Annotated in this window: 16 protein-coding genes and 1 pseudogene; 13 read left to right on the top strand and 4 right to left on the bottom strand. The window is 60.2% G+C overall.

All coding sequences use genetic code 11. The annotated features are described in order from the left end of the window. Positions 1-135: 135 nt before the first annotated feature. The gene (locus tag AC3EMD_RS14695) at positions 136-1,050 is read right to left on the bottom strand and encodes a LysR family transcriptional regulator (protein WP_008805104.1); all 915 of its coding nucleotides are present in this window, start codon (positions 1,048-1,050) and stop codon (positions 136-138) included. 100 nt (positions 1,051-1,150) lie between these two features. On the opposite strand from AC3EMD_RS14695, the gene AC3EMD_RS14690 reads away from it, so the two are divergent. From AC3EMD_RS14690 to AC3EMD_RS14660, 7 genes are all read left to right on the top strand, one after another. Then, positions 1,151-2,149 carry an aldo/keto reductase gene (locus tag AC3EMD_RS14690; RefSeq protein ID WP_302073556.1) on the top strand — a complete coding sequence of 333 codons (999 nt, stop codon included), beginning with the start codon at positions 1,151-1,153 and terminating at the stop codon, positions 2,147-2,149. A gap of 49 nt (positions 2,150-2,198) precedes the next feature. Further along, a complete protein-coding gene (locus AC3EMD_RS14685) occupies positions 2,199-3,386 on the top strand; it encodes an MFS transporter (protein WP_012541919.1) in 1,188 nt (395 codons plus the stop codon). Beyond that, positions 3,383-4,447, top strand: a complete 1,065-nt coding sequence (locus tag AC3EMD_RS14680) for an aldo/keto reductase (protein ID WP_302073555.1) — start codon at positions 3,383-3,385, stop codon at positions 4,445-4,447. Before AC3EMD_RS14685 ends, AC3EMD_RS14680 begins: the two co-directional genes overlap by 4 nt. A gap of 61 nt (positions 4,448-4,508) precedes the next feature. Continuing rightward, positions 4,509-5,993 carry an FAD-dependent oxidoreductase gene (locus AC3EMD_RS14675; RefSeq protein ID WP_302073554.1) on the top strand — a complete coding sequence of 495 codons (1,485 nt, stop codon included), beginning with the start codon at positions 4,509-4,511 and terminating at the stop codon, positions 5,991-5,993. Between the two features lie 2 nt (positions 5,994-5,995). Further along, complete coding sequence (locus tag AC3EMD_RS14670; RefSeq protein ID WP_016160923.1) at positions 5,996-7,201, top strand: acetyl-CoA C-acyltransferase; 1,206 nt, start codon at positions 5,996-5,998, stop codon at positions 7,199-7,201. A gap of 13 nt (positions 7,202-7,214) precedes the next feature. Next, positions 7,215-8,000, top strand: coding sequence for an AfsA-related hotdog domain-containing protein (locus AC3EMD_RS14665; protein WP_012541915.1), 786 nt, complete (start codon positions 7,215-7,217; stop codon positions 7,998-8,000). Further along, a complete protein-coding gene (locus tag AC3EMD_RS14660) occupies positions 7,981-8,634 on the top strand; it encodes an HAD family hydrolase (RefSeq protein WP_016160925.1) in 654 nt (217 codons plus the stop codon). The genes AC3EMD_RS14665 and AC3EMD_RS14660 overlap by 20 nt, the downstream gene beginning before the upstream one ends. Positions 8,635-8,698: 64 nt before the next feature. On the opposite strand, the gene AC3EMD_RS14655 is transcribed toward AC3EMD_RS14660, so the two are convergent. Continuing rightward, the gene (locus AC3EMD_RS14655; RefSeq protein WP_008805096.1) at positions 8,699-9,973 is read right to left on the bottom strand and encodes a Glu/Leu/Phe/Val family dehydrogenase; all 1,275 of its coding nucleotides are present in this window, start codon (positions 9,971-9,973) and stop codon (positions 8,699-8,701) included. A 212-nt stretch (positions 9,974-10,185) separates the two neighbouring features. Continuing rightward, positions 10,186-10,332: pseudogene (locus AC3EMD_RS14650) on the bottom strand (hypothetical protein). A 169-nt stretch (positions 10,333-10,501) separates the two neighbouring features. Here AC3EMD_RS14650 and AC3EMD_RS14645 point away from each other — a divergent pair. The 6 genes from AC3EMD_RS14645 to AC3EMD_RS14620 are packed head-to-tail and all read left to right on the top strand — an operon-like array spanning position 10,502 to position 18,013. Next, positions 10,502-11,707 (top strand): aspartate aminotransferase family protein, encoded by a 1,206-nt coding sequence (locus AC3EMD_RS14645; protein WP_049152581.1) that lies wholly within the window; start codon positions 10,502-10,504, stop codon positions 11,705-11,707. A gap of 18 nt (positions 11,708-11,725) precedes the next feature. Continuing rightward, positions 11,726-12,748 carry an arginine N-succinyltransferase gene (gene astA, locus AC3EMD_RS14640; protein ID WP_012968350.1) on the top strand — a complete coding sequence of 341 codons (1,023 nt, stop codon included), beginning with the start codon at positions 11,726-11,728 and terminating at the stop codon, positions 12,746-12,748. Beyond that, positions 12,739-14,205: a succinylglutamate-semialdehyde dehydrogenase gene (astD, locus tag AC3EMD_RS14635; protein WP_012968349.1), complete on the top strand. Its 1,467-nt coding sequence runs from the start codon at positions 12,739-12,741 to the stop codon at positions 14,203-14,205. Before astA ends, astD begins: the two co-directional genes overlap by 10 nt. 21 nt (positions 14,206-14,226) lie before the next feature. Next, on the top strand, positions 14,227-15,567 hold the full coding sequence (gene astB, locus AC3EMD_RS14630) for an N-succinylarginine dihydrolase (protein WP_004148240.1): 1,341 nt from the start codon (positions 14,227-14,229) through the stop codon (positions 15,565-15,567). Positions 15,568-15,577: 10 nt separating this feature from the next. After that, complete coding sequence (gene astE / locus AC3EMD_RS14625) at positions 15,578-16,573, top strand: succinylglutamate desuccinylase (RefSeq protein WP_008805092.1); 996 nt, start codon at positions 15,578-15,580, stop codon at positions 16,571-16,573. A 9-nt stretch (positions 16,574-16,582) separates the two neighbouring features. Beyond that, positions 16,583-18,013, top strand: a complete 1,431-nt coding sequence (locus AC3EMD_RS14620) for an amino acid permease (RefSeq protein ID WP_008805091.1) — start codon at positions 16,583-16,585, stop codon at positions 18,011-18,013. A gap of 210 nt (positions 18,014-18,223) precedes the next feature. Here the strand turns inward: AC3EMD_RS14620 and AC3EMD_RS14615 are convergent, their stop codons facing one another. Further along, positions 18,224-19,549 (bottom strand): MFS transporter, encoded by a 1,326-nt coding sequence (locus tag AC3EMD_RS14615; protein WP_008805090.1) that lies wholly within the window; start codon positions 19,547-19,549, stop codon positions 18,224-18,226. Positions 19,550-19,597 lie beyond the last annotated feature (48 nt).

Raw genomic sequence — 19,597 nt, 5'->3', positions numbered from 1 at the left:
GCCGTCTGTCAATATCGTTAGAGCTCTAACGAGTTTATGTCGGGCGACCGCCATAATTCAAGGCGAAGGAAAAAAATTGGTTAACGGTATGTGCGTTTATTGTGGCTAATAGCGATGGGTTAACCCGCGAACCCTCTACTCACTGAGGATGCTCTTATTCTGCGCCATGACCCAGGTGATAAAGGCCCGTAGCGGCACCGGTATATGTTTCCGGCTCGGGTAGTAGACGCAGAAATGGTCGGCAGGATAGTGGTAGTCGGGTAACAAACGGACCAGGCTGCCTGCGCTCAACTGCTGCGTCACCAGCGACTGATAGACAAAGGCGATGCCTAATCCGCTCTCCGCCGCCTGGATCATCGCCGTATCGGAATCAACGACCAGATCGCCTCTGACCGAAACTTCGCTGGGCTCACCGCTGGGGCTAATAAACTCCCAACGGTACTTTTCGCCGCTGGGAAAACAGCGGTTGATGCAGCGGAAATTGACCAGCGACTGCGGGGTGTCGGGCTCGCCGGCCTCGCGGATATAGGCCGGGCTGGCCACCGGGATCAGCGACAGCTTCTCGCCAAAGGGGATGGCAATCATATCTTTGGGCACATCCTGCGAATAGCGAATACCGGCGTCAAAACCGGACTCAATAATATTGACTTTCCGATCGGTGGTATACAGTTCGAGCGTTACATCGGGATAGGCGGTTTTAAAGGCAATAAAATAGTGTTGAAAAAACAGGTCAAGAACAATACGCGGTAAATTGACTTTCACCACGCCTTCCGGCGTCAGGCGATGATAATTCAGGCTGTCAACCACCCGGCGATAATCATTGACCACCGGCGTCATATTATTAAGAAATTCCTCACCCACGGCAGTTAATGACAAACTGCGCGTCGAGCGATTCAGCAGGCGTACGCCTAACTTTTCTTCCAGATGATTAATAGCGCTGGTGAGGGCCGGTGGTGAAAGATTTAATGCCCTGGCGGCCTGGCGAAAACTGCCATGTTTCACTATGAGTATTAATATTTCAATTTGTTGCAAATCCGGCAAGGTTTTCATTGTTAATTTCCAGCTAACACCGCGTTCGGAATAGATTAATTGTTATCAATGTAAAAGGGAAGTATATATTTAATAACATTCAGCACGTAAGGAAAATAAGGTGAAAACACGTTATCTCGGAAAAGAGAAGTTCCAGGTTTCCGCATTGGGTCTCGGGTGTATGGGAATGAGTTTCGCCTACGGCGGCGCCGAGGAGTCGCAGGCGATTAATACGATTCATGCCGCGGTGGACATGGGCGTGACCTTCCTGGATTCTGCCGAAGTGTATGGTCCTTTCGATAATGAAGTTCTTGTCGGGAAAGCGATAAAAGGTATCCGCGATAAGGTGCAGATTGCCACCAAGTTTGGTTTTCGTATTTTGCCGACCGGCCAGGGACTGGAACGCATGGCCGGCGTCGACAGCCGTCCGGAACATATTCGCGAGTCAGTGGAAGGGTCGCTGAAGCGGCTGAATATCGAGACCATCGATCTGCTCTATCAGCACCGCGTCGATCCGGCGGTGCCGGTGGAAGACGTGGTGGGCACCATGGCCGACCTGGTTAAAGAGGGGAAAATTCGCCATATCGGACTGTCGGAAGTCTCAGCCCAGACGCTGCGCCGGGCCTGCAAGGTGCATCCGATTACCGCCGTGCAGACGGAATACTCGCTGTGGACCCGCGAGCCGGAGGCCGGTATTCTCAACGCCTGCCGCGAGCTGGGGGTGGGCTTTGTCCCATACAGCCCGCTGGGGCGCGGTTTCCTGACGGGAAAAATCACCGATCCTGGCGTCTTCGCTGAGGATGATTTCCGCCGCAATCTGCCGCGCTTCCAGGCCGAGACCATGCGCAAAAACCAGCTGCTGCTTGAGCGCCTGCAGCAGGTGGCCACGCGCTATGACGCGACCCTTGCGCAGATTGCCCTTGCCTGGGTCATGAGCAAAGGCGAGGATATCGTGCCTATCCCGGGGGCGAGAAAAATTGCCCATCTGCGTGATAATGCCGGAGCCGCGAATATTACCCTCTCTCCTGAGGATATTCTCACCATCGAAGATATTTTCACTCCCGATAACGTCACTGGCTTACGCTATAACCAGGTCGACTTTAACTTAATCGAAAAATAACCCCCTGAATACTATTCTCCCGCCGCCCTGGCGGGAGATGAGGTTACTTATGACTATTGCTGTTTCCCGTACGGCGGGATTGCCTGCGGCAGTTTATGCGCTTTCCGTGGGCTCATTTGGTATTGGTACCACCGAATTTGTGATTATGGGATTATTACTTGATGTGGCCCATGATTTTCATATATCCATTACGCTTGCCGCCTGGTCTATTACCGCTTATGCCTGTGGGGTGGTGATTGGCGCGCCGCTCCTCACACCGCTATTAAGCCGCTACCCCAAAAAACCGGCGTTGTTATTTCTGATGATCTTATTTTCCATCGGTAATTTAGGTTGCGGTATTGCCGGTAATATGACCATGCTCATTATTTTCCGGGTAATAACCGCCTTAGCTCACGCCTCATTCTTCGGCATCAGTTCGGTCTATGCCGCGGAGCTGGCGCCGGTGGATAAACGGGCTTCGGCGGTCTCCGCCGTCTTTCTCGGCGCCACCCTGGCCAATATTCTGGGCGTGCCCCTCGGCGCCTGGGTAGGGCAATACCTTGGCTGGCGCTACACCTTCTTTATGGTCACGCTGATTGGAATTCTTTCCGCCCTGGCAGTCATTGCCCTGGTGCCCGGCCGTCAGGCCCAACCGGCGGTGCAGAGTCGGATCCGCGACGAGCTGAAGGTGCTGCGCCATCCGACGGTGCTGCGCAGCCTGCTGATCACCGCGCTCGGGTTTTCCGGCGTCTTCGCCGCCTTTACCTACATTGCGCCCATGCTGAAAACCGTCACCGGGATGAGCGAACATCTCATTCCACCGGTGCTGGTGCTGTTTGGCGTCGGGATGGTCGCCGGGAATCACCTCGGCGGCCGCCTGACCGACGGTGGGGTCCGCCGGGCGCTGCTGCTGACCCTGGCCTTGCTTATCGTCGTCCTGTGCCTCTTTCCGTTCGCCATTCAGACGCTACCCGGCGCCTGCGCGGCGGTGTTTCTGCTGGGGGCGGCGATGTTCTCCACCATTCCGCCGCTGCAGATGCAGGCGCTGGACAGCAGTGAGACCGGCAAAAGCATGGTCTCCTCGTGCAATATCGCCGCCTTTAACCTCGGCAATGCCGCTGGCGCCTGGTTTGGTGGGCTGTTGCTCACCGCCGGCGTCTCCCTCTCGCATATTCCCCTGGCCGGTGCATGCCTGACCGCCAGCGGATTTGTTATCGCTAGTGTGACGTTGTCACCTTTAAAAGGAAGTCAAGCATGAAGTATCGGTATTTAGGTTCCACCGGGGTGTCGGTGTCAGAGCTCTGTTTTGGCGCCATGACGTTTGGTGAAAAAGGGGCCTTTCTCGGCGCGCCGGGACGCAACTGGTCGGAATTCGGCGTGGTGCCTGAGCATACGGCATACGATCTGGTGTACAAAGCGCTGGACGCCGGGATTAACTTTTTTGATACCGCGGACTGTTATAAAAACGGCCAGGGCGAAGAGCTGCTCGGTAACGCGCTGAAGGGGAAACGCCAGCAGGTGATTATCGGCACCAAAGGACGCTGGCAGACCGACCCCAATCCGAACGCGCTGGGGGCGTCGCGCTACCATATTATTAATGCCGTCGACGCCAGCCTGCAGCGGCTGAAAACGGATTATATCGATATCTATCATCTCCACGGGTTCGATCCGCGCACCGCGCTGGAGGATACCCTGCGGACGCTGGATGCGTTGATTCGCGCCGGGAAAATTCGCTACATCGGGGTCTCCAACTACGCGGCCTGGCAGCTGGCGAAGGCGCTGGGGATCTCAGAGCGCCTCGGACTGGAAAAATTCTGCATCTATCAGGGCTATTACAATATCGCCGCGCGAGAACTGGAGCATGAGATTATCCCGCTCAGCGTCGATCAGAACGTCGGCATCACCGTCTGGAGCCCGCTGGCCGGGGGCTTCCTCACCGGTAAATACCCTCGCAATCAGGCGTTTCCTGAGGGCAGTCGGCTGGCGAACGCCACCCCGTTTGAGTCGGCGCCGATCGCCAATCGCGAACAAGCCTGGCAGACTCTGGAAGTGATGCAGGAGATTGCCCGTCAGCGCAACGCCAGCGTGGCGCAGGTGGCGCTCAACTGGTTGCGTACCCGCCCGGGGATCACATCGCTGGTGATCGGCGCGACCAAACTCGCCCAGCTGGAGGATAACCTGGCGGCACTGAACTGGACGCTGAGCGACGAGGAGGCGGCGATCCTCAACAGCGTGAGCGAAAAAGAGAAGCCTTATCCCTACTGGCATATCTGCAATGTCGCCGGCGATCGCCGTCTGGCCGACGATATCTACCCCTAACTCACCCTGCACCCAGGCAACACGCGTATGCCCCCCTGGGGGCATACAGAGAGGCTCGATCGTGAAAAAAGTACTCATTGTTGGCGCCGGCCCGGTAGGGTTAATCATTGGCTGCTATCTGAATAAGTATGGAATTGATTTTGATATTATTGATAAAAATACACACAGCACCACCTGGTCCAAAGCGCTGAGCGTCAGTCCGGCGACGATTAAAGCCTTCCACGGCTTAGCCCTTGCCGGGGAGCTGACCGCCCAGGGCAAGCAGGTTCCGTCAATTTACGCCTGGTATAAAAACCGCAAGTTTCTGCATATTGATAACCGCCATCTCCCCACCTGCTATCCCTTCCATGTCAGTATCCCGCAGCCGCGGACGGAGAAGATCCTTGAAACGGCGCTGGCCGAGGCCGGTCAACTGGTGAAACGCGGACATCAGCTGGTCTCCTGGCGGCGGGAGGAAGGGCGCTATCACGTCTCTCTGCTCGACGATGCCCGCCGGGCCTGTTCCGCTACTTATGACTATATTATCGGCGCCGACGGCGCGGCCAGCACCGTCCGGGAGCTGGCCGGGATTGGCTTTAGCGGCCATGATTACCCGCTGCATTTTGTAATGGCGGACGTGCAGTTCGCCAGCGCGGCGACGCTCCCGGGAACCTCTTACTATATTGACGAGCTGGGCTTTCTGATCTTTCTGCCCATGCCGGACAATCAGGTCAGGATCGTGATTAAAAGAGCCGGTCGATTACCGTCGCCGCGTCCGGTGCCGGATCTGCAGGAGATCAACGTGGCGCTGGCGCGCTTCTGCCCCGAGGTTCCTCCGGCGCAGGCGCTGACCTGGTCCTCCAGCGCCAACTTCTATAACCGGATCGCCGATGACAATCTGCAGCACAATATCATACTGGCAGGCGATGCTTTCCATCTGTTCAGTCCGATTGGCGGGCAGGGGATGAATACCGGTATTCAGGATGCGATTAACCTGGCCTGGAAGCTGGCCTTTTACCTGCATGGCGTCGCCAGCGACCGGCTGCTGGCATCCTATCGCACCGAGCGCTTCGCCGCGGTGAGCGGCGTGCTGCATGCCACCGATCACGATACCGGCCTGATTGCCGGTCTGGTGCCGAAAAATCATATCGACGCGGTCTACTTTCCGGAGTTTTGCAATCGTCACTATTATCGCCACCAGCTGCCGCTGCAGTACGCCGGCTTTGCCGCGCCGCAGTGCGCTCACCCGAACGGCCTGATGGGCCACCATGTTCCGTGGTACGTCTTTACCTCGCCGCAGGCGACGTTTCGCAACAGTTATGACGCCTTCGCCAGCGGTAAGGTCGTGGTCTTTTCCGCGCGCGTCGACTGTCCTCCCTTATCCCGCCTGAAACCTGGCGGCTGGTTTATATTCTGCGCCCTTGACCCGGCGGACGAGGCGTTTCTCGAGGCGCTACAGATTGGCCGCGATGACTATGCGGTGATCAATCCCGATGGCTATGTGGGCTTTACCGGCAGCGAAGCCGGGACATCGCAGTATCTTTCCTCGCTCTACGTAATGGAATAATCATGAATAAAGTGTATATCGTCGCGGCCTGCCGTACGCCGGTGGGGCGTTTTCTTGGCGCCCTGAAAACGGTCTCTGCGGTGGAACTGGCCGCGCTCACCGTCCGCCACAACCTGCAGCAGGCCGGGATTGACCCGGCGTGGATTGACGAAGTGATCTGCGGCTGCGTCCTCGCCGCCGGGCAGGGGATGGGGCCGGCGCGTCAGGTCGCGCTGCGGGCGGGGATCCCGGTGCAAAAGCCGGCTTACACCCTGAATATGATCTGCGGTAGCGGCATGAAAAGTATTACCGAAGGGGCGATCCATATCCAGAGCGGTTATGCCGACATGGTCGTCGCTGGCGGGATGGAAAACATGAGCCAGGCGCCGTTTTTGCTGCGGGGAGAGATAAGGGGCGGCGTGAAATTTGGCGCGTTCAGCAGCGAGGATCTGATCCAGAGCGATGGCTTAACCGATCCGCTGTTGCATATTCCGATGGGGGAAACGGCGGAGGCCATCGCCGCGCATGAACAGATCTCGCGCGCAGAACAGGACCAGTACGCGCTGGACAGCCATCAAAAAGCCTCCGCCGCCAGCCGCGCCGGCCATTTTGCCGAGGAGATAGTGCCGGTGACGGTCAGCGGGAAGCGGGGCGTCAGCGTGGTCCGCGAGGATGAGCAGATCCGCCATGACCTTAGCGCCGACCAGCTGGCGGCGCTGAAACCGGCTTTTCGTCGCGACGGGAGCGTCACGGCGGGCAACGCCTCGGGGCTGAACGACGGCGCGGCGTCAGTGATCCTCGCCTCGGCGCGCGCCGTTGCGCAGTACGGCCTGCGGCCGCTGGCTGAGATAGTCTCCTTCGGCGAGGGCGGCGTCGACCCGGCGATGATGGGGCTTGGGCCGCTGCCGGCCATGACGTGCGCCCTGCGCCGCGGGCGGTTTCAGCTCAGCGATATGGCGCGACTGGAAATTAACGAAGCCTTTGCCGCGCAGGTGCTGGGGGTGGTCAAGGGGCTGGCCCGCGAGCATCAGATGACGGCGGAGGAGATAGCCGCCCGCCTGAACGTCAACGGCGGCGCGATTGCCCTCGGGCACCCGCTCGGCAGTTCCGGAACCCGGATTGTCGTGAGCCTTCTGCACGCGCTGCGCCGGGAGAATAAACCGACCGGCCTGGCCTCGCTGTGTATCGGCGGCGGGATGGGTATTGCGTTAATTGTGAAAGCGATCTGAGGAGACAAGCGCCATGGAAAAATTAATTGTGGTGGGTGAGAAATTTACCGATTTTGCCCGGCGGCATCAGAACGTGCTGACCGTCAACGAGTTTGAGCGTTTTGTCTGGAGCGGCGAGCTCGCCGGCGTCGATAAAATCGTCATTGGTCAGGGCGTGCAGCTCGACGACATCTCCCGCACGGTCTGCATTATTCGTCAGCACTATCCGGATAAAATCCGCCAGATCGTCAATCTGCAGGATCTCTATTATCAAAACAACCGCGATCATCAGCGGCTGGTGCATAAACGTAAAAAAGAGAACATCCTCATCACCTCGCCGGAAAAACGCGATGAAGATAGCTATTGCGCGCGTCTGATCCTGCAGGACGCCTCGGAGCTGCTCTGCGACCACCAGACCGGGCAACACATCCAGGGGATGGTGCTGATCGAGGCGGCGCGGCAAACCATCATCGCCACCTCGGAGAAATTTCTGCTGGCGGAGGCGGGCGTGGCGATGGACGAGAAGTACTTCACGCTGAGCTCGCTGCAGGTAGCTTTTTCCAGCTTTGTTTTCCCGCTGCCGGTGACCATTGTGCTGAATGTGGTGTCGCGCAAAAGCTCAGCCCACGGCCGCTTTACCTGCGAGTGTTCGGTCGGTTTTGACCAGACCGGCACCCGCAAAGCGGAAGTCGGCTTTAGCTTCAGCGTCTATGACCTGAACTACATTACTCGTAAGGAGTGTGAGCAGGCGGCGCTCTGCCATCAACATTATCTGGTCAGTATTGAGCAGGGGGACGGGGATGAGCATCGCCTTTTTTGACGTGGATGAAACGCTGATTACCGGCAAAAGTATGTTCCTGTTTCTGCACCGCTATGCCGAGGAATATCCGCTGCAGTGCGGTTTGACGGCCGCGGCGATTGTCCGCCAGCTCCAGGCGCTTAGCAAAGCGGGTCAACCGCGGGAGGCAATCAATCGCTACTACTATTCGCTGTTTCGCCATGAGCCGCGCGCCCAGGTACGGGCGGTTGCTGAGGCACTGTATCGCGAAGGTGGGTACGGTTTTCACCGTGAGGTGGTGGCGATCCTCCGGCAACATCAGGCGCGCGGGGATGACGTGGTGTTTGTCTCCGGATCGATGACCGACATTCTCTGGCCGGCGATGGCGGCGCTGGGGGTGGAGCATGCCCTGTGTTCAGAGCCGGTGGTGGTTGACGAACACTATACCGGGGAACTCTGGCGGACCGCCATTGGCGAACATAAGGCGTTGCATGCTCAACGCTACGCGCAGGAACGGGGCCAGCCGCTGGCGGCGTGCTATGCCTTTGGGGACCATATCTCGGATCTGCCGCTGCTCGCGCTGGTTGGCAACCCCTGCGCGGTCAATCCGTGCGCGGCGCTGCTGGCGGAGTCGCAGCGTCGGGGATGGCCGGTGCTGTGGTCTAACGGCGGTTGACGGCACGATAGCGAAAAAAAGGGGGCGGCGCTACGCCACCCCCTGATTCACACCCTGACGGGGATCAGCCCGGGTAGATGCCGCGGTCTTTACGCGCCATCAGGATGCGCTCGCAGGCCACGATATAGGCGGCGGTACGCAGCGTACACGCTTTCTCGGCGGCTTTATCGCAGACGTGAATAATGGCGTCGGTCATGATGCGGTCCATCTTGGCGTTGATCTCTTCTTCGCTCCAGAAGAAGCTGGCCATATCCTGCACCCACTCAAAATAGCTGACGGTCACCCCGCCGGCGTTACAGATAACGTCCGGAACCACGATCACACCGCGTTCAGCCAGCACGTCGTCCGCTTCCGGATAGGTTGGGCCGTTGGCCCCTTCCAGCACCAGTTTGCAGGTCAGCTTCTCCGCGCGCTCGCGGGTGATTTGCCCTTCCAGTGCCGCCGGGATCAGAATGTCCATCGGGGTGGTCCAGAAGGCGTCTTTATCGATCTCCTGGGCGCCAGGGAAACCGGCAATCTGCTTTTTCTCCGCCTGCCAGGCGGTGAGGGCGGCCATATCAATCCCGCCTTCGTTATACAGGGTCGCGGTATGATCCTGAATGACCACCACGCGGGCGCCGACGCCGGCGAACAGGCGGGCTGCTTCGCTACCGACGTTACCAAAGCCCTGCAGCGCGACTTTGGCGCCTTCAATTTCGATACCGGCGCGACGAGCCACTTCCCGGCCGGTGACAAATACGCCACGCCCGGTGGCCTTTTCACGGCCGAGGGAGCCGCCGAGGTGGATCGGTTTGCCGGTGACCACGCCGGTAATGGTGGTGCCATGGTTCATGGAGTAGGTGTCCATCATCCATGCCATCACTTTACCGTTGGTGCCGACGTCCGGCGCCGGAATATCTTTCTGCGGCCCGATAATAATGCCGATTTCGCTGGTGTAGCGGCGGGTCAGACGCTCCAGTTCACCTTCTGACAGTGAGAAGGGGTCGACGCGAATGCCGCCTTTGGCCCCGCCGTAAGGAATATTGACCGCGGCGCACTTAATGGTCATCCAGGCAGAAAGTGCCATGACTTCGTTAAGATCGACATCCGGATGGTAGCGAACACCACCTTTACCCGGTCCACGCGACAGATTGTGCTGAACGCGATAGCCCTCGAAGTGGCGGATGGTGCCGTCGTCCATTTGCACAGGAATGTCGACGATCAGCGCACGCTTCGGATGGCGCAGGGTTTCCACCCAGTAGGCAAGATCGCCGAGATAAGGCGCGACACGGTCGATCTGGCGCAGGTAGGTGGTCCATGGAGATGTACTACTTTCAGATGCGTAAGATAACTTTTCCATAAGAGTCCTGTTTCTCAGTGTTATTTATGTCGTGTAAAACCGTGGAATAGCTACAGCAGTAAACTCTGTGCAATGAATGGTATCACCAATTTTATAAAGCGGTATTTGACGGCAATTCCGATTTTTAAATTTTTGTTAGATTTTTTATTTTTTAAGTGAATAACTACGCACGCCAACCACCTACAAGCTGTGCATTTTAATTCACTTTTTATTCACTTAAGTGCATAGAAAAATATTTTTTCTATGTTTTTCATTATCTTGATGATCTTCAAAAAGTGAATAAATTGCTTCCACCCGTATTGACAATCTTATTGTTCACAGGCCAGCATTAGCCCACACAACAACATGACGTTAACCATGAATTAACAAATACCCGCAAAATAAATAGGGCTTATTTTTCCTGTGGTGAATATTTTTGCCATCACAGCGGGCGCGCTCGTGCCCAAAATAAGCCGAGGGTCAGGGTTAATGTCGATTGTCCAACGCGGCGGGAGCGTTTTCCGTCGTCTTACGTTCCGGAGATGAATGATGTCAGGCACTATGACTCGCGAAGATTTTGACGCTTACCTGGTTCCCTGTTTTGCCCCCGCGCCGTTTATTCCGGTCAGGGCGGCGGGTTCCCGCGTCTGGGACCAGCAGGGGAAAGAGTATATCGATATGGCGGGCGGCATTGCGGTGAATGCCTTAGGCCATGCCCATCCGGCGCTGGCTCAGGCCCTGCAGGATCAACTGGCGAAACTGTGGCATATCGGCAATGGCTATACCAACGAGCCGGTGCTGCAGCTGGCGAAAACCCTCGTGCAGTCGACCTTTGCCGATAAGGTGTTTTTCTGCAACTCCGGCGCCGAAGCCAACGAGGCCGCTCTCAAACTGGCGCGGAAATACGCTCACGATAAGTTTGGTGGTGAAAAAAGCGAAATCATCGCCTTCAACCATGCCTTCCATGGCCGGACGCTGTTCACCGTCTCCGTCGGCGGCCAGCCGAAATATTCCAGCGATTATGCTCCGCTGCCGCAGGGCATTACCCATCTGCCCTATAACGACATCGAGGCGGTCACCGCGGCCATCTCTTCGCGCACCTGTGCGGTGATCGTCGAGCCGATCATCGGCGAAGGCGGCGTGATACCCGCTGACCCGGCGTTCCTCCAGGCGCTGCGCACCCTCTGCGATCGCCATCACGCGACCCTGATATTCGATGAGGTGCAGACCGGGGCGGGCCGTACCGGCCATCTCTACGCCTACCAGCACTACAACGTCGTCCCGGACATCCTCACCAGCGCCAAAGGGCTGGGGGGCGGCTTCCCAATCGGCGCGATGCTGGCGAAAGAGGCCTGGGCGCAGGTCTTCCAGCCCGGCACCCATGGCACCACCTTCGGCGGCAACCCGCTGGCGGCGACCGTCGCTAACGCCGTGCTGGCCCATCTCGATGTGCCGCTGCTGGCGGGCGTTGGCGAGCGCCATGCGCTGATTGTTGACCAGTTGAATGCGATCTCTGCCCGTTACGATGCGTTCAGCGCCGTGCGCGGCACCGGTCTGCTGATCGGCGCTGAGCTGGCGGGGCCGCTGCGCGGCAAGGCCAAAACGTTGACCAACCTGGCGGCGGAAGAGGGGCTGATCGCCCTGATTGCCGGCCCGGACGTGCTGCGCTTCGCGCCGGCGCTCAATATCCCGCTGGCGGATATTGCGGAAGCCTTCGTGCGCCTTGATCGCGCCGTTGCTCGCTTAACCCGCTAACCGGGAGGACGGCCTGTGATGCTATTTCGTCCCGTACGGGAAAACGATCTCGACGACATCGTCCGCCTTGCCGCGCGGGCGGGGGTCGGCATGACCTCCTTACCGCATGATGCCGGGCGCCTGGCCGCCCGTATCCAGCGCAGTATCGAGACCTTCGCCGGCGAACTGCCGCGCGGCCAGCAGGGTTTCCTGTTTGTGCTGGAAGACACCGCGCTGGCGCGGGTGGTGGGGGTGAGCGCCATTGAGGTCGCGGTGGGCCTGGACGAGCCGTTTTACAATTTTCGCATTCAGAAAACGGTTCGCGCCTCGAAAGCGCTGGGAGTCTATAAGCCTCAGGAGCTGCTTAATCTCAGCTATGACCACACCGGGCACAGCGAACTGTGTACGCTGTTTCTCGACCCGGCCTATCAGCGCAACCGCAATGGTCTGCTGCTCTCCAAGGCGCGCTTTTTATTTATCGCCGCCTTCCGCGAGTGGTTTTCCCCGTACCTGTTTGCCGAACTGCGCGGCTGCAGCGATGAGCAGGGGCAGTCGCCGTTCTGGGATGCGCTGGGCCATCACTTCTTCGACATCCCGTTTGCCGATGCTGACCGGCTGACCGGCACCGGCATGAAAACCTTTATTGCCGAACTGATGCCGGCTTACCCGATCTATATATCACTGCTGCCGGAAGCGGCCCGCGAGGTCATCGGTCAGGTGCATCCCAATACCGCCCCGGCGCGGGCGATCCTCGAGAAAGAGGGATTCAGCTGGCGCGGCTCGGTGGATATTTTCGATGCCGGACCGGTGCTGGAGGCGAACACCGATCAGATCCGCGCCGTGCGCGACAGCCAGTGCCTGCCGGCCCAGCAGCTGATGGGCGCCCTGCCGGCGCCGACGCTCGTCGCCAACGGTCAGTTCGACAATTTCCGGGCGCTGCTGGTGGCCCACGAAGAGCAGGTCTCACTGGACGCCGCCGCGCTGGACGCGCTGCAGGTCAGTGAAACCGACCGCGTTTATACGGTAACCCTGAATCCAGAGGAAAACAGATCATGGCGGTAAAAGCACAGTTTATAGCCGGGCAGTGGCAGGCGGGCAGTGGGGCAACGATGAGCAAACTGGCCCCGGAGGATCAGTCGCTGCTGTGGCAGGCGGCCAGCGCGGGTGCCGACGACGTCCAGGCGGCCTGCGCCGCGGCGCGCGCGGCATTTTACCCCTGGTCGCACCGGCCGCTGGCCGAGCGTATTGCCGTGGTGGAGCGTTTTGCCGCGCTGCTGGAGACACATAAAGAGGCGCTGGCGACCCTGATTTCCCGGGAGACCAGCAAGCCGCTGTGGGAGACCCGCACCGAAGTGCAGGCGATGATCGGCAAGGCCGCGATCTCCATCGAGGCCTATCACCAGCGGACGGGCTTTCACGAGTCGACGCTGCCGGACGGAAAAGCACAGCTGCGCCACAAACCGCATGGCGTGATGGCGGTCTTTGGTCCCTACAACTTCCCGGGCCACCTGCCCAACGGGCACATCATTCCGGCACTGATTGCCGGGAATACCATCGTGTTTAAACCCAGCGAGCTGACGCCGGCCACCGCCGAAATGACCGTCCAGCTGTGGCAGCAGGCGGGCGTCCCTGACGGGGTGATCAATCTGCTGCAGGGCGGAAAAACCACTGGCCAGGCGCTGCTGGAAAATCGTGATATCGACGGCGTACTGTTCACCGGCAGCGCGGCGGCGGGTTTCCACTTCCATCGCTATTTCGGCGGCCAGCCGGAGAAGATGCTGGCGCTGGAGATGGGCGGCAACAACGCGCTGATCGTCGCCGACGTGGCCGATGTCGATGCGGCGCTGCATGTGATTATCCAGTCGGCGTTTATCTCCGCCGGGCAGCGCTGCACCTGCGCGCGCCGGCTGATCGTGCCGCGCGGCGAGCAGGGGGATGCGCTGCTGCAGCGGCTGGTCGCGGCCAGCGCGCAGATCCGCGCCGGCAAGTGGGATGACCAGCCCGCGCCGTTTATGGGCGGAGTGATTTCTCTCGACGCCGCGCAGAACATGCTGGCGGCGCAGCAAAAACTGGAGGGGCTCGGCGGCAAGGTGCTGCTGCGCATGCGCCAGCCCGACCCGCGCTCCACGGTGCTGACGCCGGGGATCGTCGACGTCACCGGTATCGAGGTGCCGGATGAAGAATACTTTGGCCCGCTGCTGACGGTTATCCGTTATGACGATTTCCCGGAGGCCATCCGCCTTGCCAACCAGACCCGCTATGGCCTGGCCGTCGGGCTGATCTCCAGCGACGCGGCGCAGTTTGACCAGCTGGCGGACGAGGCGCGGGCCGGGATCGTCAACTGGAACAAGCCGCTGACCGGCGCCTCGAGTAAAGCGCCGTTTGGCGGGGTGGGCGCCTCCGGCAACCATCGCGCGGCAGCGTGGTACGCCGCTGATTACTGTGCCTGGCCGATGGCCTCTCTGGTCAGCGATACGCTGACGCTCCCGGCGACGGTATCGCCGGGCCTGCCATTCTGATAACGGATCCTGTGAGGACATATGTCTGGTTTTGAAGCAAACTTTGATGGCCTGGTCGGCCCGACGCACCACTACGCCGGACTCTCCGTCGGCAATGAAGCCTCGCAAAATAACCGCGATGGTCTCTCTAACCCTAAAAAGGCGGCGCTGCAGGGGCTGTATAAAATGAAAGCCCTTGCCGATCGCGGATTCGTGCAGGGCATTCTGCCGCCGCAGCCGCGTCCGAATCTACGTCTGCTGCGCGAAGTCGGTTTCCAGGGCAGCGATGAGCAGGTCATCCGGCAGGCGGCCCACGCGGCGCCGCAGCTGCTCTCCGCCTTCAGCTCCGCCTCGTCGATGTGGACCGCCAATGCGGCGACCGTCTCACCGTCGGCGGACAGCGCCGATGGCAAAGTCCATTTCACCGTCGCCAACCTGAACAATAAGCTGCACCGTATGCAGGAGGCGCCCACCACCTCGGCGATCCTGGGCGCCACGTTCGCCGATCCGCGCTACTTCGCCCACCATGCGGCGCTGCCGCAGCATGGCGACCTCGGCGATGAAGGGGCAGCCAACCATAACCGCTTCTGCCGGGAGTATGACCGACAGGGGGTGCAGTTTTTTGTCTACGGTCGACGCGCCAGCGGCGGGATCGCCCCGGTGAAGTATCCGGCGCGGCAGACCCTCGAGGCCAGCGAGGCGGTGGCCCGCCTGCATCAGCTGGATCCGCGCTACACGGTGTTTGCCCAGCAGGCGCCGCAGGCTATCGATCGCGGCGTGTTTCACAACGACGTCATCGCGGTCAGCAATCGCCATGTGCTGTTCCACCATCAGCAGGCGTTTGTCGATCAGGCGACGGTGCTGGCGACGCTACGGGCTAAAAGCGACAGTCTGGATATCCCGTTCACCAGCGTGGAAGTGCCGGACGAGCGGGTGTCGCTCGATGACGCGGTGGCCTCATACCTGTTCAACAGCCAGCTGCTGAGTAAACCTGACGGCAAGATGCTGATCGTGGTCCCGGAGGAGTGCCGCCAGCGGGAAAACGTCTGGCGCTATCTGAGCGACCTCGCCGCCGACAGCGCATCGCCGATCGATGAAGTGGCGGTCTTTGACCTGCGGGAAAGCATGCGCAACGGCGGCGGCCCGGCCTGTCTGCGGCTGCGGGTAGTGCTCAACGAGGCTGAACGCCAGGCGGTCAACGCCCACAGTCTGATGAACGACGAGCGTTATCAGCAGCTGACGGCATGGGTGGAAAAACACTATCGCGACCGGCTGCACGCCCGCGATCTGGCGGACCCGCAGCTGCTGCGCGAGGTTTATCAGGCGCTGGATGAGCTGACGCAGATCCTGCGCCTGGGCGCGGTCTATGATTTTCAGCGTTAAGGAGCGGCAGATGGAGCACCTGGTTAACGATTTACTGCACTGCCGCCTGCAGGAGTGGAGCTTCCCGGCGGGCATCGAGGCCCGCTGGCTGGGCGAGGGGATCCTGCAGTTGCTGCCGACGGCGCCGTGGCGCCAGGCGACGATCCTCTCCGCGGGCGTGCATGGCAATGAGACCGCGCCGACGGAGCTGCTGCTGCAGTTGACCCACGATCTGAGCCAGGGGCGGCAGCCGCTCACTCAGGCGCTGCTGATCGTCTTTGGTAACCTGCCGGCGATCCGCGCCGCACGCCGCTATCTGCACAACGACCTGAATCGCCTGTTCGGCGGCCGCCATCTGGCGGTCACCCCGGGGAATGAGTCGCGGCGGGCTTTTGCGCTGGAGCAAGCGGTGCAGGCCTTCTATCGCGCCGCCGATGCGGCGGGTCCGGTCAACCGTAGCCATCTCGATATGCATACCGCCATTCGCGGGTCGCTGTATCGCCAGTTTGCGCTGCTCCCGGCCCACGCCGGGGATTTTTCGCCTGGCTTCTACCAGCTGTTGCAGGCCAGCGGGATGGATGCCATCGTGCGGCATACCGAAGCGGGCGGCACCTTCACCCATTTCACCTGCGAAAAGTTCGCCGCGCAAAGCGCCACCCTGGAGCTGGGGAAAGTGATGCCGTTCGGCGCCAACGATCTCAGCCTGTTCGCCGCTACCGACGCGGCGATCCGGGCCTGGATTTCTGACGCGCCGCTACCGCCGCGCGACAAAGCGCCAGTGGACTACTTCCTGGTCGAGGAGAGCATCATCAAGCGCGAGGGGGAATTTACGCTTAATCTCGCGGCCAACGTTGAGAACTTCACCGCGCTCCCGGCGGGATACGAAATCGCTCGCCAGGCGGAGAAACGGTGGGTGGTGCAGGCCCGGGCCCCCTATATCCTCTTTCCCAATGCCGGGGTCGCCACCGGTCAGCGCGCCGGGCTGCTGCTGCGCGCCGCGGCTCTTCGCCTCCCACAACCAGCCTGAGGAAACACCATGACTGAACATCAACATCAGGCGTCTCCTGCCGCCGGAGGTGAGGGCGCGTCACAGCTTAAACGCGGGCTCGGCGCCCGCCACATTCAAATGATTGCCCTCGGGGGCGCCATCGGCACCGGGCTGTTTATGGGGGCGGGGCGCAACATCGCCGTCGCCGGCACCTCGATTCTGGTGATCTATGTGCTGGTCGGGTTCTTTACCTATATGGTGATGCGGGCGATGGGGGAGCTGCTGCTCACCCGCCATGACTACCGCTCGTTTGCCGACTTTGTCGGCGAGTATCTCGGGCCGCAGGCCAGCTTTTACCTCGGCTGGACCTACTGGCTAAGCTGGGTAGTGACCTGTATCGCCGACGTGGTGGTCTGCGGGAGCTATATGCAGTACTGGTTCCCGGAACTGTCGGCATGGATGCCGGCCCTCAGCATGCTGGCGATCCTGTTCCTGCTTAACCTGCTGTCGGTGAAAATGTTTGGCGAGGCGGAGTTCTGGTTCGCCCTGATCAAGGTGATCACCATTATCGCCCTGATCGGCACCGGCGGCTGGATGATTGCCACTGGCTGGACTTCTCCGGACGGCGTGACGGCTTCTCTCAGCCATCTTACCGACCCGACGGCTTTTATGCCTCACGGTATCACCGGTTTTTTCGCCGGCTTCCAGATAGCGATCTTCTCCTTTACCGGCATTGAGCTGCTGGGCACCATGACGGCGGAGACCCGCGATCCGCAGCGCATTTTGCCCAAGGCGATCAATGCTCTGCCGCTGCGGATTATCATCTTCTATCTGCTGTCGATGGTGGTGATTATCGCCGTCGCCTCCTGGCCGGGGGTATCGGCGGAGACCAGTCCGTTCGTGACGCTGTTTGCCAAGGCCGGGCTGCCTGCCGCCGCGGCGGTGATTAACTTCGTGGCGCTGACCTCGGCGATGTCCTCGGCCAACAGCGGCGTCTTCTCCAGCACCCGCATGCTGTACGGCCTGTCGGTGGAGAAGCATGCGCACTGGCAGTTTCGCATCCTGTCGCGCAATACCCGCATCCCGGTGCGTAGCCTGCTGTTCTCCTGCTTCTGCATGCTGATCGGCACGCTGCTGCTGTTCCTGGTGCCGAACGTGATGACCTTGTTCACCATCGTCTCGACCCTGGCGGCGATTATGGTGGTGTTCAGCTGGGGGATGATCCTCGTGGCCTATCTGGTCTATCGCCGTCAGCGTCCGGACCTGCACGCCGGGTCGATCTTTAAGATGCCTGCCGGGGTGGTGATGAGCTGGGTGAGCCTGCTGTTCTTCGCCTTCGCCATCTTCATCATGATCTTTGACCCGGACACGCTGCTGGCGCTGTTGGCTTCTCCGCTGTGGTTTATTGCCCTGTGGGGCTTCTGGAAGCTGAAGCAGCGGCGTGAGGGGCAGCTGACACTGGATAACCAGAGCGCCTGACACTCGCCGGCCAACCTGGCCGGCTAAGCAGGAGGTGAAGACGTTACGTCTGTTTCTGCCTGGTGGCGGCTGGCGCTTTACCGGGCCTACATGCTTACCGGACCTGGGATGAGCGGTATCCCCCGCGGCGTGATCTCCCTCTGTAGGCCCGCGCAAGCGCAGCGCCGCCGGGCGGGATAGTCGGCACGCTACCTGCCCAGACGGCGGCGGTTAGGCGCTTTCCGCCCGGGAAGGGGCCGCACCCGGCGCGGACTTCATCCGGCTGGCGCAGAAAATTGCCAGCAGCGAAATCACCACCGTTACGCCCAGATAAACGGCCACCGGCCGCCAGTCCCCGTCATATTTTGCCAGCAGACCGGTGGCGATAAGCGGCGCGGTGCCCCCGGCCAGCGCGGCACCCAGCTGGTAGCCGAGGGTGATCCCGGTATAGCGCACATTGGCGCTGAAAATCTCAGAGCACAAGGTGCCGAGCACCGCAGTTACCGGCGCCCACAGGATGCCGAAGGCAACGACCGTCGCCAGCATGATGCCCCAGTTGGTGCCGGTGTCGAGCAGCAGGAACCACGGAACGATAAACAGCCCCAGCAGCACCACGCTCAGGGTATACATCTTTTGCCGCCCCACCTTGTCTGACAGCAGCCCCATCAGCGGGATCATCACGGTGGCCACCAGCGCGCCCAGGGTCACGGATTCCAGCGCCTGCGACTTCTGGTAGCTCAGGGTGGTGGTGGCATAGCTGACCACAAAGGTGGAGAAGATATAGAATGGGGCGGTCTCCACCACTTTCAGACCGGCGGCAATCAGCACTTCCCGCCAGTGGTGCTTGAGCGTTTCGCGCAGCGGGGCCTTCGCCACCTGGCCGGATTTTTTCACCTGCTTAAAGGCGGGCGTTTCGTCGATATCTTTGCGGATCCACAGGCCGAGAAAAACGAGGACGGAGCTGAGCAGGAACGGTATACGCCAGCCCCAGGCGAGAAACTGTGTCTCGTCAAACAGGGTCATCAGCGAGACGATAAACGTCGCCATCAGCATGCCGATGGTCACGCCGGCCTGGGGAATGCTGCCGAAAAAGCCTTTCCGCTTCTCCGGCGCGTATTCGTAGGCCAGCAGCAGCGCACCGCCCCATTCACCGCCGATACCCATGCCCTGAATAATACGCAGGGTTATCAGCAGGGCGGGCGCCCAGAGGCCCACCATCTCATAGGTGGGAAGCAGGCCGATCGCCACCGTGGCGCTGCCCATCAGCGACAGGGTCAGCACCAGCGTCTTCTTGCGGCCGATGCGATCGCCGATATGAGCGAAAATGACGCCGCCGATGGGGCGGATAAAAAACGTCAGCGAGAAGGAGAGCCAGGAGAGGATCAGGCCGATGACCGGGTCGACCATCGGAAAGAAGATTTTGTTGAACACCAGCGCGGCGGCGGTGCCATAGAGAAAATAATCGAACCATTCGATGGCGCTGCCTGTCAGGCTGGCGATCAGGACCTTCTTGTTTTTCTGCAGAATGGATGCAGTGTTGTCTTGTGGATTGCTCATTACGAAACGTTCTCCCGCCACGGTAAATAGGTCAGGTGTCACTCTGTG

This window comes from Klebsiella sp. PK18 (genome assembly GCF_057784655.1).
The sequence above is the reverse complement of the archived record's forward strand: the minus strand, read 5'-3'. Positions and strand labels throughout refer to the sequence as shown.